Genomic DNA, 15079 nt, shown 5'->3' with positions numbered 1-15079 from the left:
CTGGGACGCCTTGAGCTTACAGGAGACGGTCAGGACTTGGCTCATAAGTTCATTGTACTTCATCAAAGCGCATTCCTCCCGGCACTGACCCTACGAGTACAGTGCGGGGCTCCTGCGATTTCTAGCTGAAAAGCCAGCCGAGCTTTTGCCCCCTGCTACTGCTTGCACCGGCAATGGGGTTCGCCGCAATGGCACCCCCAATGGGCAGGGTGCCCAGTCGGATCCCCGTGAAGCTCTGGATGCACAACTGGGCCTGCAAAAGCTTACCCTCAAATGGTCTGCCGAGAGGGTAGAAAAGCTGGGATCCCTGGAAAGCGCCACTGGGCTACCGGGCGAGATTTTGCTGGAAGTCCTGCTGGATCATTGGGAACAATTGCCCAAGCCCTTGCAGCAAGATTGCCTCCTGCAAGCCCACCGCATTCGCGTCGAGCGGCTGGTGATCAGCCAAAACTTCACCATTGCCACGATTGAGCAACTGCTCTTCACGTCAGCGTTGCGCAACAACAACGAGCAGCATCTGCTTTGAGTTCTGGCCGGTTGGCCTGGGAAATTCCCCCTCAAGATCTCCGCCAGTATGCCAGACAACAGGGATCCCTGTTCCTGTGCTAGGGTCAAAATGGTTCTGTTGGCTTTTCGCGCTTTTCGGCCTGTGCTCTCTCCCCCTCGCTACCTGGCGGCAACCCAAGCCCATTATCATCAAGTGCATTATTCACCCTACTTCTCACTTTTGTTTTTCTATCTTCTCCCTATTTCTCCCATCGTTTAGGGGACAGCATTGCAACGTCATCTTCTTTAAAACGACCAGGTTGTAGTGGAGCGGCAACAGTTGATGAAAGAACTTGATTTGACCAAAGCTGTAGAGCAACGGCGTACCTTTGCCATTATTTCCCACCCCGATGCCGGGAAGACCACCCTCACCGAAAAGCTGCTGTTGTACGGGGGGGCTATTCAAGAAGCGGGAGCTGTGAAGGCCCGTCGGGCGCAAAAGCGGGCCACTTCCGACTGGATGGAACTGGAAAAGCAGCGGGGTATTTCCATCACCTCTACCGTCCTGCAATTTGATTACCGCAACATTCGTCTCAATCTGCTGGATACTCCCGGCCACCAGGACTTCAGCGAAGACACCTATCGCACCCTGGCAGCGGCTGACAATGCCGTGATGCTGGAAGATGCTGGCAAAGGGTTGGAAACCCAGACCCGCAAGCTGTTTGAAGTGTGTCAGATGCGGGGGCTGCCGATTTTTACCTTCATCAACAAGATGGATCGCCCAAGTCGGGATCCCTTGGAGCTGATGGATGAAATTGAGACGGAACTGGGCCTCAAGCCCTATCCTGTCAACTGGCCAATTGGCTCAGGCGAGCGGTTTACTGCCCTATTTGACCGTCGGACTCAGGAGTTTCATTTCTTTGAGCGGGTATCTAGGGGGCGGCTAAAAGTTCAAGATACCGTTATTAAACTTGGGGATCCGCAAATTGAGGAGTTGATCGACAAGGACTTGTATTACCAATTCAAGGAAGAGCTGGAACTGCTGGATGGTCTCATGCCCACCTTGGATCTAAAACAGGTGCATTCTGGCAAACAAACCCCGGTCTTTTTCGGCAGTGCCATGACCAATTTTGGGGTGGAGCTTTTCCTCAATGCATTTTTGGAGTATTCCTTACCGCCAATGCCTCACGAGAGCACTGCTGGGCTAATCCCGCCCGAACATCCTGAGTTTACGGGCTTCGTCTTTAAACTGCAGGCCAACATGGATCCCCGCCATCGGGATCGCGTTGCTTTTGTGCGCATCTGTTCCGGCAAGTTTGAGAAGGATATGGTGGTCAACCATGCCCGCCTCAATCGTCCCATTCGCCTATCTTATCCCCAGAAGTTGTTTGCTCAAGAGCGCATCTCCATCGATGAAGCTTACCCTGGGGATGTGATCGGCCTGAATAATCCCGGCATCTTCACGATTGGAGATACTATCTACACCGGCCCGAAATTGCGCTACGCCGGGATCCCCAGCTTTTCTCCTGAGCTGTTTGCCTACTTGAAAAATCCCAATCCTTCCAAGTTTAAGCAGTTCCAGAAGGGGGTAGCGGAACTGCGGGAAGAAGGAGCTGTGCAAATCATGTACTCTATCGACGATTCCAAACGGGATCCGATTGTGGCAGCGGTGGGCCAGTTGCAGTTTGAGGTTTTGCAGTATCGCCTTGAAAGTGAATACAACGTCGAAACCCGACTGGAGATGTTGCCCTACACACTGGCTCGCTGGGTCGAGAATGGCTGGAAGGCGCTGGAGAACATCCCCAGCTTGTTTAACACCCTCATTGTCAAAGATATTCAAGACAGGCCCGTTCTTTTGTTTAAGAATGAGTGGACTTTGCAGCAGTTTGTTGCCAGCAACCCCAAAATCAAGCTCAGCAAAATTGCCCCTCTCTCGGATCTCAGCCCGGAATCCGGTAACGGCCAATAGATCAACCCAAGAGAATCTTTCTCCGGGGGGCCTCAGGTTTCGATATTCAACTGAGATGCCATCGATCTCCACAGTAGCTGTGTTGACATTCTTGGATTTCTGAGCAAACCCTTCATGCAGATCGCAGGAATTCTCACATCTTTTTCGTGCATCTTCTAGGGCTTGAGTGAGTGAACCATGCCTTCTTTCCCCAATATGGGATCCACTTCTCCTCGCTTTAGCTCTGCCCTCAGCGCCGATGCACCGCTTTGCGAACGCTCCTTGTGGGGACTGGATCCGCAAGCCGTTTTTTTGAATCACGGCTCCTACGGCGCGACCCCGAAAAAGGTGTTGCAGGCCCAGAGTGTATGGCGGGAACGCCTTGAGGCTCAGCCGGTGCAGTTTATGGGAGAGGAACTTCCTCGAGCCTTGCGGGCGGCGGCAGCAGAACTGGCCCATTTCGTCGGGGCCGAACCCGAAAATTTGGTGTTTGTGGAAAATGCCACCAGCGGGGTCAATGCCGTTTTGCGCTCGCTGCGGTTCCGGCCAGAGGATCAGATCGCCTGCACCAATCACGGTTACGGGGCCGTTCGTCAGGCATTGCAGTACATCTGTGCCCAGTGGGGAGCCATCCCAGTTGAGGCGCAGATCCCTTTCCCCATTGCGGGGCCAGAGCAGGTTATCGCGGCCTTCGAGGCCATCCTCACTCCCCAAACTCGCCTGGCGGTGTTGGATCACCTCACCTCGCCTACGGCTCTGATCTACCCCCTGCCTGAGCTGATCGGCCTCTGTCGGGAGCGCGGGATCCCGGTTTTGGTGGATGGCGCCCATGCCCCCGGAGTTCTCCCCTTGGAGTTGGAAAAGCTAGGAGCCGATTGGTACACCGGCAATGCCCACAAGTGGCTGTTTGCCCCGAAAGGCTGTGCCTTTTTGTGGGTGGCCCCCTATCGACAGGCCCAAACTCATCCTACGGTGATCTCCCACGGCTATGGGCAAGGGTTCACAGCGGAGTTCGACTGGGTGGGCACACGGGATCCCAGCGCTTGGTTGGCCATTTCAGCAGCCCTGGCGTTTATCCAAGGGGTGGGACTGGACAACATCCGTCAGCACAACCACACTCTGCTACTGCAGGCGCGGCAGTTGCTCTTGGAGGCTCTTGAGGGGATCCCGCCCGCCCCCGAAAAGATGTTGGGCTTTATGGCCACCCTACCCTTGCCGCCATTTTGGCAGCAGTGGATCCCTGAGCTTCCTCTTGAGGAGCGCGCCCGTCGCCTGCACGATTACCTGTGGCACACGTACCGCATTGAGGTTCCGATCATCCCCTTCGCCGGGCAGCTTTGGGTACGCATCTCGGCCCAGGTCTACAACCGTTTGGCAGAGTACGAACAGTTGGCGCTGGCCTTGCAGCATCTGCCCTGAGGTTTTGTCGGTTGAGCCGCTTTCACGACATTGCAAGTATAGTTGCTTCGCACACCAGTAAAACGATTCCAGATCTATGGTCAATTCAGTTGAGGATGAGATGACGTTACAGGTAGGATGGCATGCCAGTAGACCTCAGAAAGAAGCCTTGACCTGAGAGAGAGTCGTAGGGCATGTCCAGGAAGGGAGCAGACCCACAGACGTACAAAGCCGGTCATACAGCGGAAGGGAAGGGTATGGGAGTCGGTAAAAGCAGCGCGGAACGCTTGGGGAGCGTCTCAATCTAGTTTGAAGCGACCGCAGTGCTTTCAAGAGGGCAAGGATGCATGCAGATGGAGGAACTTCTGTTGATGAAGTGACAAGGCCTGCTTTTGCGAGTCGGACTATTCTACTGGCCAGTGTCTCATTGCTATTTGAATTGACTATGTAAACTACCCGGCTCCGACCGCTAAGCGGTACGGAGCGGGCTTTCAGTAGCCCTGAGCCTGCTCTGCCCTACCAGAGAACAAAACAGGCCCGAACCTCTAGGCTGGTTTACGACAGCCCCCAAAAGCGCAATCACATTCGCACCATTCAAATCCGCATCTCCTCCCCATCCACAGTGCCCACACTTGAACGACTTGCCACTGCGGTAGGACTTGCCCTGCTCAGGGTGGATGTGTAAGCACCGGTGACAGGTCTGCGACGTGTAAGCAGGCGGCACAAGAATCAGAGAAACCCCTGCAACCCTCGCCTTGTATTCCAGAAACTGACGTAGTTGGTAGAACGCCCAACTGTTGGCCCTGCGCCGCTCGGCTTTGCTGCGGGGTTGTTGATTGACTCTTTCCCGGATCCCTGTCAAGTCTTCCAGAGCAATAGCGCTGTTTGTCGCCTTTGCCCTAGAGACAATAGCTTTGGAGATGCGATGATTGACCCACACTTGAAAGCGTCTCTCCTTGCCAGACAGCCGTTGCAACAGTTGACGGCATCTGCGCCGCGAACTGCGGGTGCCCTTACTGGCTTTGCGTTGGAGTGCCGCCCTCAACCGGGAGTAGTGGTCGCGGACTCTGTTCAACTGCTGTCCATTCCAATTGTCCCCGTCTGACGTATGGGCAATATCCGTCCTCCCCAAGTCCACCCCCAGCACTCTGCCCGTGCGTTGCGGTGGGGATGGCTCCGCTTCCACACAGATTTGAATGGAGTAGGAGCCGTCTTTACGCTTGACCAGAGTGGCAGATTTGGGATTGGAGCCTGCCAGCCGTTCTCTCTGGTAACGGCCAATCGCCAGCTCAAAGCGCTCTCGACCCTCCACCGTGGTCAGCGACACCGTCCAGTCTTTCTCGCGGAACGAAAAGATACGAGCGTCGTAGGTAGCGAAGCCACCCTTGAACGCTTTGACGGGGCGGTTTTTCTGTTGGGCAACTTTACGGGCGCCGGCCAGCCGCCTGCAGACCTGCTGAGCCAAGTTACTGGATAAGCCGAACCGGGCACGGATTTCGCGGTAGCACAGAGACTGGAGCTTAACGGCGTTGGCGACTTTCTCCGGCGTGTTCTGGTTGACCCAGCTCAAGGCTTGGCCGAAAGCCTCCAAGGTCGCGTCCAGTTTGGCGGCTTGCGACTGGGACACCTTGAGCTTGCAGGAGACGGTCAGGACTTGGGTCATGGTTCTATTGTGACTTCCGCATTCCTCCCGGCACTGACCCTACGGGTACAGTGCGGGGCTCCTGCGATTTCTAGCTGAAAAAGTCAGAAAACGTATCCCGCAGATCCGAAAGCCGATCGTTGAAGCAGGTAAGCCGATCCCCTACAGAGTTCACCAGCGTCAGATCTGCCCGACCGGTTGTCCCTTCAAATCCCAGTAGAGGAACGCTCATGCGGCTGGGATCCGTGGGATTCTGGGAAACGCGGATGACGGCTCGATCGCGGTTCAATTGATAAGCCTCGGCCACATAGCGGATGGGCTCGCTCAAGGTGGGATCCACCGGCAGCCCTGGGGCCGGCAGGAGATCCACCAGCTCGGTGAACGTGCCACTCCGCAGGCCCACCACGGCAGCAGCTCCCAACTGGTTACAAATGGCAATGAGAACCGGCTCTTGGGCAGTGGCGGTGAGGTTGGCCAAGGTAACCGTGACCGTGGCGCGGCTGGCTGCCGGCAGGTAGGTGACCTCAAAGGTGCGGGCAAAGGCATTGCCCAGCTCGTCGCGGGCGCGAAAGCGAAGCTGCCCGGTGTAGGGCAGGATGGAAGAAAAGTAGATGCCAAAGCGGTCGCTGGGACTCCGTCCGGGGATATTGGCCTGTCCGGGGACATAGGCAAGGGCAGCCCGGCTTTGCCACTGATTGGGCGGGGTGTAGGGCAGCAGCGGGCCACTGGTGAAGTTGGGGGGTTCTTTGGGGGGCAGATCCGGCTGGCCATCTCTGTTCAGATCCAGCCCATTGCCCAAGAAGGCCACCGAGCGCTGTAAGAGAATAGGACGGTTTTGGTTATCCAAAAGGGGATTCCGCCTTTCTGCCAGCCCGGCATTGTCCACATAGACATTAAGGGGGCGATTTAGGATTTGGTTATCCCGCTGCCGCCGCATGTTGAACTGTAGGTAGGGCCCCACTGCGCCCGCTGCCGGGGATCCTCCTGTGATTTCAAAATCATCCGCCCGCAGGAAGACATTTTCCAGTGGGCCCAGGGGAGTGGTTCCCTCGCCGCAACCGACCAAGCTGAGCGCCAAGAGCGCCAAAGTTATATAAGCTACAGCAGGGCAACCTTTTGCGGTGGGGGAATCCGAGCCCCCACAAGAGGCACGCTTTGGCTTCAGCATTCATCTCCTCTCCACAACAGACACCTTGGCGAGGGTTAAACCCAACCGGACTGAGTTGAGGATGGGCGGGGATCCCTCTGCACTCATCGGATTCGCCTGAACCACTATACCGTGAGCCTCGGTTCAGCTAGAAATCGCAGGAGCCCCGCACTGTACCCGTAGGGTCAGTGCCGGAAGGAATGCGCTTTGATGAAGTACAATGAACTTATGAGCCAAGTCCTGACTATATCCTGTAAGCTCAAGGCGTCCCAGTCGCAAGCCGCTAAATTGGACGCGACGATGGATGTCTTTGTGCAGGCATTGAACTGGGTCAACCAGAACACGCCGGAGAAGATCGTCAACGCGGTTAAACTGCAATCCCTTTGCTACTACGAGATTCGCGCCCGATTCGGCTTGTCCAGTAACTTGGCTCAACAGGTGTGCAGACGGGTGGCAGGCGCTCGCAAAGTGGCGAGACAGCGCAACCGTCCAGTTAAAGAGTTCAAGCGTAGGTTCGTTACCTACGACGCACGTATCTTTTCATTCCGCGAGAAAGACTGGACGGTGTCGCTGACCACGGTGGAAGGGAGAGAACGCTTTGAGCTAGCCATTGGTAACTACCAGAGGGGAATGCTGGCTGGCTCTAACCCCAAATCGGCCACCCTAGTCCAGCGGAAGGATGGCTCCTACTACATCCAGATTTGCGTAGAGAAAAAACCACCCAAGCAACAAGATACCGACAAGGTGATCGGGGTGGACTTTGGAAGGACAGATATTGCCCATACGTCAGAGGGGGACAACTGGAATGGACAGCAGTTGAACCGAGTCCGAGACCACTACTCCCGGTTGAGGGCGGCACTCCAACGCAAAGCCAGTAAGGGCACACGCAGTTCGCGGCGCAGATGCAGAGAACTGTTGCAACGGCTGTCTGGCAAGGAGAGGCGCTTTCAGGCGTGGGTCAATCATCGCATCTCCAAAGCTATTGTCTCTAGGGCAAAGACCACAAACAGCGCTATTGCCCTGGAAGACTTGACAGGGATTCGGGAAAGGGTCAATCAACAGCCACGCAGCAAAACCGAAAGGCGCAGGGCCAACAGTTGGGCGTTCTACCAGCTACGTCAATTTCTGGAGTACAAGGCGAGGGTTGCAGGGGTTTCTCTGATTCTTGTTCCGCCTGCTTACACGTCGCAGACCTGCCACCGGTGCTTACACATCCACCCTGAGCAGGGTAAGTCCTACCGCAGTGGCAAGTCGTTCAAGTGTGGGCACTGTGGATGGGAAGGGGATGCGGATTTGAATGGTGCGAATGTGATTGCGCTCTTGGGGGCTGCTGTAAACCAGCCTAGAGGTTCGGGCTTGTTTTGTTCTCTGGTAGAGCAGAACAGGCTCAGGGCTACTGAAAGCCCGCTCCGTACCGCTTAGCGGTCGGAGCCGGGTAGTTTACCTCCCACCATCCCTAGGGGGCTGGCGGCAACGAGCAAGAAATGGTGGCGATCCCTGGCCTCATCTCCCGAACAGGCTTGATAGCCTAGAGGAAGCGAGATGTGGATACCCATGTCAGATACTCCTGCGGTCTTGGTAGAGCAACTTCAAAAGCGCTACGGATCCACAGTGGCCGTGGCGGACGTCTCGTTTCAGGTGGAACCCGGCCAGATCTACGGCATTCTCGGCCCCAATGGGGCCGGCAAGACCACCACTTTGCATTGCCTTTGCACCTTGCTTCGTCCCGATGCGGGCCGGATAGAGGTGTACGGGATCCCGGCCAGCGAAAACCCCAAAGCGGTACGAGAAAAACTGGGGTTTGTCGCCCAAGAGGTGGCCTTGGATAAGGTGCTGACCGGGCGAGAATTGTTGCAGTTGCAGGCCGACCTCTACCACCTGCCGCGCCCCCTGGCCCAAGAGCGAATCGCTGCCGTCCTGGAGCTGCTGGGGCTGACCGACCGTGCCGACCAGCGCATCGGTACCTACTCCGGCGGGCTGCGCAAACGCTTGGATCTGGCGGCAGGACTGCTCCATCAACCCCAGGTGCTGGTCTTGGACGAGCCCACGGTGGGCCTGGACATTCCCAGTCGGTTGGCCATCTGGGATTTTCTGCGCCAACTCAAGAACACAGGGATCACAGTGGTGCTCAGCAGCCACTACCTGGAGGAGATCGACCTGCTGGCGGATCGGGTGGCCATCATCGACCGGGGCAAGGTGATCGCCGAGGGAACCCCCGAGGAGCTGAAAACCCGCGTCGGCGGCGAGCGCATCACCGTCAAGCTGCAGGAATTTGCCCCGGCGGAACTGGCCCAGCGGGGTGCCCAACTGCTGGGATCCCTGCCCTTTGTCCAGAAGGTGGTGATCAACAGCGCCCAGGGCAACGCCCTGAACCTGGTGGTGCAGCGGAATGGAGAGGATCCCCTCAGCCAGATTCGCGCCCACTTGCAGGCTTATGGGCTAGAGGTGTTCAGCAGCACCCAGTCTCGTCCCAGCTTGGATGATGTGTATTTGGCGGCAACCGGGCAAACCCTCATGGATGCGGAGCTGGCCGCTGCCGAGGCCAATCTGGGCAAAAAGAAAAAGTAACTTCATCCCCTCATGATCGAGCCCCATTGATCCCTGTACAAAGGCATATCGAGATATTTATTGGTTGTATTGGTTGATGGATTAGATACTGCATTCATTCATCACACACTCATTGATCACAACTCTACAGGAGCTTGGGTATGAACTCTGCCTCTTCCCCGGTTCAATCTAACCCGATCCCCCTTTTGACGGCTGACTTTTGGCAGGAGACCTTCGCCCTCACCCGCCGCTTGTTTATCCAACTGCAGCGTCGCCCCACAACCTTGCTGGCCGGCATTATCCAGCCGTTGCTCTGGCTGATTCTATTTGGAGCCTTGTTTCAGAATGCTCCTGCCGGCATTTTCGGGGCCGGACAAAACTACACCCAGTTTTTGGGGGCGGGAGTCATCGTGTTTACGGCTTTTGGTGGAGCCTTGAATGCCGGAGTGCCGGTGATTTTCGACCGAGAATTTGGCTTTTTGAACCGGTTGTTGGTGGCTCCCCTCACCTCTCGTTTTTCCATTGTTCTTGCTTCTAGCCTGTTTATCGTCAGCTTGGCGTTGCTGCAGACGGCAGTCATTGTGGGGGCAGACTACGCCCTTGGGGCCGGGATCCCAGACGGGCCAGGCTTGGCGGTGGTGGCCTTGATCGTGGGCCTGTTGGTCTTGGGCTTTACGGCGCTGAGCTTGGGCTTGGCCTTTGCCATGCCGGGGCACCAGCAATTGCTGGCTTTCATCTTTTTGGTCAACTTGCCCCTGATCTTTTCCAGCACGGCCTTGGCTCCCCTGAGCTTTATGCCCACCTGGCTGCGTTGGGTGGCCAGCCTCAACCCCCTCACTTTTGCCATCGAGCCCATCCGCTATGTTTACCGCAGCAGCCATTGGAGCTGGGCCGATGTGGTGCTGCAGGCTCCCTGGGGCGATCTCACCCTGGCGGGATCCCTGGGCCTTTTGACGGGGTTTGTGGGGGTGTCGGTTCTACTGGTGCAGGGGGTGTTGCGCAAAAGCTTGGCCTGAGCATCTCTGCCCAGGCTGTGCCGCTCAAAGCCACTGGCGGGAAACGGACTTCTCCATAGCTGCCTGTGCCCGCTGCACCAGAGCCAGGGGGCTGTCCTGGGCTGGGGAAACGCTGAGAGAAGGAGTAAGGCTGCGAGCCTGCAGAGCCATGTGGAGCTGCAGTTCGGTTACGTACTCCCGCAGGCCAAAGTTAGACCCAGAAGAAGAAGGAGCCGCTGAAGAGGGGTGAGACACAGACATCACGGCAAAGAGTCCTTCGCGAAATGGCCACTGTTGCTCTGCTAAGGTATCACGCCCACCCCTTTTCCGAAGCTTCCAAAATGTTAGCTTTGATTAAGATTTGCAACCGTTTGGCCATGGTGGTGCTCAAGGATTGGCAGCGCTCCAAGTTGGATCCCAGCGACGATGCCCTCTTTTACAGCTATCCTCGCTTCGTGACTCATGTGGATTCTGGCTTCATCGGCCAGCTCACCGATCTATACCGCGAGCATTTGCGGCCCCAGACCCGCATTCTCGATCTGATGAGCAGTTGGGTCTCCCATTTGCCACCTGAGATGGAGTTTGCCCATGTGGAGGGGCATGGGATGAACCCTGAGGAACTGGCGGCCAACCCCCGGCTGGATCACTTCTTCATCCAAAACTTGAACCAAAACCCAAGTCTGCCCTTCCCTGATCAATCCTTCGACGCGGTGCTAAACACGGTCTCGGTGCAATATCTGCAGCAGCCAGAGCAGGTGTTTGCCGAGGTGTATCGCATCCTAAAGCCCCAGGGCCTCTTCATCGTCAGCTTCTCCAATCGCATGTTTTTCCAGAAGGCGATCCAGGCTTGGCGGGACAACTCTGAGGCGGGGCGGGTGGAGTTGGTCAGGCGCTATTTTGAGTCAGTGCCGGGGTTTGCGGTGGTGAAGGTGATCCAGCGGCCTGCCCCTATGGGTTGGCTGGGCTTTTGGGCAGGCGGAGGCGGGGATCCCTTCTATGCCCTGATTGGACAGCGGACGGCGGGGTAGAATTCTCCAGCTTGCCTGTGGCGTGCAGGCGGGATCCTTGGAAATATCCAACAAGACTCCAGCATCCACCAGATCTTGCAGCTGTGTTATCCTCGCTACCCTCAGAGGTCTGTCTTGTTCTCCGGTCTTTCTGACAGTTCTTCCCCACAAAACGGCAATCCTTCCCCCCTACCCATCTCGGCAATTGGGGAGGCGGGGCTGCTGCAGATCGTGCAGCGCTACTGTCCGGCCCAGGTGGTGGGAGACGATGCGGCGGTGTTAGCTGCTCCGGAGGGGCAGTTGGTGGTGACAACCGATGTGTTGGTGGAGGGAGTTCACTTCAGCGATCTGACGACCCCGGCCCATGCGGTGGGCTGGCGCGCGGTGGCCGCCAATCTGTCGGATCTGGCCGCGATGGGATCCCGTCCGCAGGCGTTGGTGGTGGGTTTGGGCTTGCCGGGCTCCACGCCGGTTGCTTGGGTGGAGGAGCTTTATCAAGGGATGCAAGCCTGTTGCGCCCGCTGGGAATGCCAACTGGTGGGAGGGGATCTGTGTCGGTCGCCGCATCGGTTCGTGGCGATCACGGCTTTGGGAAGGGTGCAGCCGGGGCGGGCTATTCAGCGCAGACGGGCTCAACCCGGCGATTGGCTGGTGGTGACAGGGTCGCATGGAGATGCGCGGGCAGGCTTGGAACTGCTTCTCCATCCTGAACAGGGATCCTCAGCCACGGCAGCCGAGCGCGAGCAGTTGATCAGGGCTCACCAATACCCACGCCCGCGCCTGGATCTGGTGCCCCTCTTGGAAGGGATCCCGGATCCCTTGCGCATTGCCGGCATGGATACCAGCGACGGTTTGGCAGATGCCCTGGTGCAGGTGTGTCAGGCCAGCGGGGTGGAGGCAAGGATTGCCGTGGAGCGGATCCCGATTTCAAAAGCTTTGCGGCAGGCTTTCCCGGCCCAAGCCTTGGAATGGGCGCTCTATGGAGGCGAAGATTTTGAGCTGCTCCTCAGTGCCGAGGTGTCGGTGGCCAAGCATCTGTTGGAAAGATTGCCGGGGGCCGTTTGGATTGGAGAAGTGACAGGCTGGGATCCGCAGGGAACCGTCTGGCTGAAGGACGGGCAGGCCCTCAGCCGTCAACAAGCCTTCCAGCATTTCTGAGAGAAGTTGTGCTGCAGGATGGCCACCCAAACTGCCAACAGTTGAAAACAAATCGACTTGTGGGAGAAAACAAGCCCTAGGAAGGATTCGATAACCTAGAAGTGGAGAGAAGCTGAGACAAGGAAGCAAATTGACTTGGAATAGCTTCAGGCAACTGCTCAGAACTCGGCAGAACTTGGAGAAGCATTGGAGACTCTACTCATGAAAGCTATCTTAACAGCAGCCATTCTTGGCCTGGCCGGGATCCCTGCGTTGGCCCCCTTGCCCAGTTCGGCTCAGCCGCTTTTTGAATTGGGTGCCTACCGCCTTGAGCAGGGGACGATTATCCCGGTCGGCAGCCTGAGTAGCGAAGGGCCGCAATACTTTTATCCCGACACCGTCTATCCCCTGGAAGTGGCCGTTACTCAGAACATTTTTGACAGCCGGGGGCGCTTGGTGATCCCGGCGGGTAGCCGCATTTTTGGACAGATGGAACCTGCACCGGGCGGATCCCGCTTTGTCGGCACTTCCATTGTTCTCGGCGGTCGTACCTACAGCCTGCGGGCTTCCTCCAACATCCTCCACGACGAAAAGGATCCCCGTCAGTATTCGGCTGAGGCCATCGCTCAGGATGCAGCCATTGGGGCAGCCGCGGGAGCCATTTTGGGGGCCATCACGGGCAGAGTATCAGTGGGCAATGTCCTGGGAGGTGCCGCGACCGGAGTGGTGGTGGGCAATGTTACCGCTCCGCAGGTGGTGGTGCTGCGCCCCGGCCAATCTTTCAATCTAACTTTGGAAGCTCCGCTGACTTTGTGAGGTGCCGTTTGGAGATTCCTCTGGGAGTGTTGAGGGTCGGCAACTTGTGATTCACTGGGGATCAGACTGCGGATCCCTGTTTTCATGGCTACTGAATCTAAGCCCACTTCCCCCCTCTCCTCCACCGAGCACAGGTTTACGGCTGGAGAGGAGAGCTTTACCTACAGAGCGCTGGCCGGTTGGCAGACCCTTTTCCAGCGGGAAAAGCCGGTGGCCGAGATCTTTCACGTCGCCTATCTAAAGCAAGACTCCGCCTCTCAGCACCGCCCTCTCACTTTTGTGTTCAACGGTGGGCCTGGGGCAGCTTCTGCCTACCTGCACATGGGAGCGCTGGGGCCCAAACGGATTGGCTTCGGGCCCAACGGCAGTTTGCCCCCCTCCCCGGTGCGGCTGGTGGACAATGCCGAAAGTTGGTTGCCCTTTTCCGACCTGGTCTTTGTCGATCCGGTGGGGACGGGGTTCAGCCGCGCCCTGCCCAAGGATTCTCAAGACCCCAAAGATTCCCGGGAGAAATCCGATCCGGCATCCAAGCCCCCTCAGCCGGATGCTAAGGCGGAGGAGCCTCCTAAGGAATCGCCCTTCTGGGATGTGGAGCGGGATTTGCAATCCTTGGGAGAATTCATTCAGGGCTTTCTTTCCCGATACAAACGCTGGCTCTCCCCCATTTTCATTGCCGGCGAGAGTTACGGTGGGTTTCGGGTGGCGCGGCTGGCCAAGGAGCTGCAATCCAAGTTTGGCGTGGGCCTGTCGGGGGCCATTCTCATCTCGCCTGCGATTGAGTTTGGGTTGCTGGAGACCAACGATTACAACCTCAGCACCTGGGCAGCCCTTTTCCCTTCCTATGTGGCCACAGCAGCCCATCATGGACGGTGTGGCTGGGGGGAGGATTTGCAGATCCTGCTGCCCAAAGCAGAACACTTTGCCCGACAACGTCTGCTGCCCCTCTTGGCCATGGGGGAGGCAATGCCAGAGGCAGAACGGCAAGCGGTGTATCAGGAGATGGCGGCAGGGATCGGCCTATCTCCAGAATATGTAGCCCACAAAGGCGGGCGGATCGATATCGCCAGCTTTGCCCGCGAGCTGTTGCGGTCGCAGCGACTGGTGCTGGGGCTCTACGATGCTTCTGTAACCACGGTGGATCCCTTTCCGGATCGGCCTACCTTCGAGGGATCCGATCCCACCTTGGATGGGATCGATCGCCTGTTCACGGCAGCCATCAACAGCCACTTGCGAGAGACCTTGCAGGTGGAAACGGAGTTGACCTATCACCTACTGAACCTGGAGGTGTTCAAGTCCTGGCGGTTCACCCCAAAAGGAGAGTTTAAGCAAGGATTCATCGGGGCAATGGACGAGCTGCGCAGCAGCATGGCCCTCAACCCCCACATGCGGGTGAGCATTCATCATGGCTTTTACGACCTGGTCACGCCCTACTTTGCCTCGAATCACCTGGTGGATTTGATGAAGTTGGATCCGCGGTTGAAGGCCAACCTCACCCTACGTCATTATCGCGGCGGACACATGTTCTACACCTGGGATCCCTCGCGATTGGAGTGGTTTACAGAAATGCGTGAGTTTTACTCGAAAACAGCTTCCAGCTCAGAGTCATAACATACTCGCCGGGCGAGGATTCTGGTTCCTGGTTTTGCAGCAGCACTTATAGTCAATTCAAATGGCAATGAGACACTAGCCGGTGCAATAGCTCCGCTAGAAAGTTCCTCTATAGCGTGCATCCTTGCCCTCTTGAAATTTAGGCCAGGACAGTGGCCCACACCCAAAACGTTGCATGCACAGGGCCATAGGGCTTTTCTCAGCTAGAAATCGCAGGAGCCCCGCACTGTACCCGTAGGGTCAGTGTCGGGAAGAATGCGGAAGTTATGATAGAACCATGACCCAAGTCCTGACCGTCTCCTGCAAGCTCAAGGTGTCCCAGTCGCAAGCCGCCAAATTGGACGCGAC

At 57.1% G+C, this 15079-nt stretch carries 13 protein-coding genes; 10 read left to right on the top strand and 3 right to left on the bottom strand.

Annotated features, from left to right (window positions below; all coding sequences use genetic code 11):
• Window positions 1–145 precede the first annotated feature (145 nt).
• The 3 genes from ACVW0C_RS13615 (at window position 146) to ACVW0C_RS13605 (ending at window position 3853) form a co-directional block, all read left to right on the top strand.
• Window positions 146–526, top strand: coding sequence for a hypothetical protein (locus ACVW0C_RS13615; RefSeq protein ID WP_457385939.1), 381 nt, complete (start codon window positions 146–148; stop codon window positions 524–526).
• A 303-nt stretch (window positions 527–829) separates the two neighbouring features.
• On the top strand, window positions 830–2455 hold the full coding sequence (locus ACVW0C_RS13610; RefSeq protein WP_457385937.1) for a peptide chain release factor 3: 1626 nt from the start codon (window positions 830–832) through the stop codon (window positions 2453–2455).
• A gap of 261 nt (window positions 2456–2716) precedes the next feature.
• Window positions 2717–3853 carry an aminotransferase class V-fold PLP-dependent enzyme gene (locus ACVW0C_RS13605; RefSeq protein ID WP_457385942.1) on the top strand — a complete coding sequence of 379 codons (1137 nt, stop codon included), beginning with the start codon at window positions 2717–2719 and terminating at the stop codon, window positions 3851–3853.
• A gap of 448 nt (window positions 3854–4301) precedes the next feature.
• On the opposite strand, the gene ACVW0C_RS13600 is transcribed toward ACVW0C_RS13605, so the two are convergent.
• Both ACVW0C_RS13600 and ACVW0C_RS13595 read right to left on the bottom strand, forming a co-directional pair.
• Window positions 4302–5495 carry an RNA-guided endonuclease InsQ/TnpB family protein gene (locus tag ACVW0C_RS13600; RefSeq protein WP_457385936.1) on the bottom strand — a complete coding sequence of 398 codons (1194 nt, stop codon included), beginning with the start codon at window positions 5493–5495 and terminating at the stop codon, window positions 4302–4304.
• A gap of 70 nt (window positions 5496–5565) precedes the next feature.
• Complete coding sequence (locus tag ACVW0C_RS13595) at window positions 5566–6642, bottom strand: hypothetical protein (protein ID WP_457385934.1); 1077 nt, start codon at window positions 6640–6642, stop codon at window positions 5566–5568.
• A 207-nt stretch (window positions 6643–6849) separates the two neighbouring features.
• On the opposite strand from ACVW0C_RS13595, the gene ACVW0C_RS13590 reads away from it, so the two are divergent.
• The 3 genes from ACVW0C_RS13590 to ACVW0C_RS13580 all read left to right on the top strand — a co-directional run bounded on the left by ACVW0C_RS13590 (window position 6850) and on the right by ACVW0C_RS13580 (window position 10184).
• Entirely contained in the window at window positions 6850–8043 is a 1194-nt protein-coding gene (locus ACVW0C_RS13590; RefSeq protein ID WP_457385940.1) for an RNA-guided endonuclease InsQ/TnpB family protein, read from the top strand.
• 132 nt (window positions 8044–8175) lie between these two features.
• A complete protein-coding gene (locus tag ACVW0C_RS13585) occupies window positions 8176–9189 on the top strand; it encodes an ATP-binding cassette domain-containing protein (protein WP_457385933.1) in 1014 nt (337 codons plus the stop codon).
• 140 nt (window positions 9190–9329) lie between these two features.
• Window positions 9330–10184 carry an ABC transporter permease gene (locus tag ACVW0C_RS13580; protein WP_457385931.1) on the top strand — a complete coding sequence of 285 codons (855 nt, stop codon included), beginning with the start codon at window positions 9330–9332 and terminating at the stop codon, window positions 10182–10184.
• 24 nt (window positions 10185–10208) lie between these two features.
• Here the strand turns inward: ACVW0C_RS13580 and ACVW0C_RS13575 are convergent, their stop codons facing one another.
• Window positions 10209–10424: a hypothetical protein gene (locus tag ACVW0C_RS13575; protein ID WP_011433464.1), complete on the bottom strand. Its 216-nt coding sequence runs from the start codon at window positions 10422–10424 to the stop codon at window positions 10209–10211.
• A gap of 116 nt (window positions 10425–10540) precedes the next feature.
• Here ACVW0C_RS13575 and ACVW0C_RS13570 point away from each other — a divergent pair, with 116 nt between their 5' ends.
• The 4 genes from ACVW0C_RS13570 (at window position 10541) to ACVW0C_RS13555 (ending at window position 14731) form a co-directional block, all read left to right on the top strand.
• The gene (locus ACVW0C_RS13570; protein ID WP_011433463.1) at window positions 10541–11191 is read left to right on the top strand and encodes a class I SAM-dependent methyltransferase; all 651 of its coding nucleotides are present in this window, start codon (window positions 10541–10543) and stop codon (window positions 11189–11191) included.
• A gap of 114 nt (window positions 11192–11305) precedes the next feature.
• On the top strand, window positions 11306–12328 hold the full coding sequence (thiL, locus tag ACVW0C_RS13565) for a thiamine-phosphate kinase (protein WP_457385929.1): 1023 nt from the start codon (window positions 11306–11308) through the stop codon (window positions 12326–12328).
• 201 nt (window positions 12329–12529) lie between these two features.
• Window positions 12530–13123, top strand: a complete 594-nt coding sequence (locus ACVW0C_RS13560; protein WP_457385927.1) for a hypothetical protein — start codon at window positions 12530–12532, stop codon at window positions 13121–13123.
• Between the two features lie 84 nt (window positions 13124–13207).
• Window positions 13208–14731, top strand: coding sequence for a S10 family peptidase (locus tag ACVW0C_RS13555; RefSeq protein WP_414424287.1), 1524 nt, complete (start codon window positions 13208–13210; stop codon window positions 14729–14731).
• Window positions 14732–15079: the final 348 nt, after the last annotated feature.

It is taken from the genome of Thermostichus sp. OS-CIW-26 (genome assembly GCF_054058395.1).
Note: the sequence above shows the minus strand (reverse complement) of the source record. Positions and strands in the feature narration are given on the sequence as shown.